The following is a 942-nucleotide window of genomic DNA, read 5'->3' as shown; positions in this document are numbered from 1 at the left end:
GTCGCGGTCAGGGTCGACGGGTCTTTGTAGACATCATCGACGTTGGTGTTCGGCACTTGCAGCGTGCCCTTGCCGGAAGCATCGACGTTGACCTGATATTCGGTGCCGCCGACGTTCACGGTCAGGGTAGTAGCGCTGCCAGTCTGCGGTGGATTGCTCAACTGGAAGTTGAAGGTGACGTTTGCGTCGCCTTCTTTCGCCGGATCTGCGGTGACAGTGACGGTGGTGGTATCGAGGGTGTCGGCCACAGTCGCGGTCGCCGAAGCGCCGGTCAGGCTAACGTTTTCGAAGTTGCCGCCCTCGACCTTGGTGACGGTCGCAGTGACGGTGCTTTCGTCTTTATAAACGTCATCGACGTTGGTATTCGGCACTTGTAGCGTGCCTTTGCCGCTGGCATCGACGTTGACCTGATATTCGGTGCCACCGACGCTCACGGTCAGCGTAGTAGCGCTGCCAGTCTGCGGCGGATTGCTCAACTGGAAGTTGAAGGTGACGTTAGCGTCGCCTTCTTTCGCCGGATCTGCCGTCACGGTGACGGTGGTGGTGTCGAGGGTGTCTTCGATGTTGGCCGTGACACTGGATTTGCTCAGGTCGACGGCTTCGAAGTTGCCGCCATCCACTTTGGTGACGGTCGCGGTCAGGGTCGACGGGTCTTTGTAGACATCATCGGTGTTGGTGTTCGGGACTTGCAGAGTGCCTTTACCGCTGGCGTCGACGTTGACCTGGTACTCAGTGCCGCCGACGTTCACGGTCAGGGTGGTTGCACTGCCAGTCTGCGGCGGGTTGCTCAGCTGGAAGTTGAAGGTGACGTTCGCGTCGCCTTCTTTCGCTGGGTCTGCCGTCACGGTGACGGTAGTCGTACCTTCCGGCGTAATGGTGTCGGTCACGGTCGCAGTGGCCGACGCGCCATTCAGGCTGACGTTCTCGAAGTTGCCGCCTTCG

General features: G+C 59.9%; 1 protein-coding gene. It reads right to left on the bottom strand.

The window, feature by feature from the left end; all coding sequences use genetic code 11:
- Positions 1-942 (bottom strand): immunoglobulin-like domain-containing protein (locus FEM01_RS24255; RefSeq protein WP_171031021.1); only part of this gene is annotated, 942 nt, incomplete at both ends.

Origin of the sequence: Pseudomonas mosselii (assembly GCF_005796105.1) — a bacterium.
GTDB classification, from domain to species: Bacteria; Pseudomonadota; Gammaproteobacteria; order Pseudomonadales; family Pseudomonadaceae; genus Aquipseudomonas; species Aquipseudomonas mosselii_C.
The sequence above is the reverse complement of the archived record's forward strand: the minus strand, read 5'-3'. Positions and strand labels throughout refer to the sequence as shown.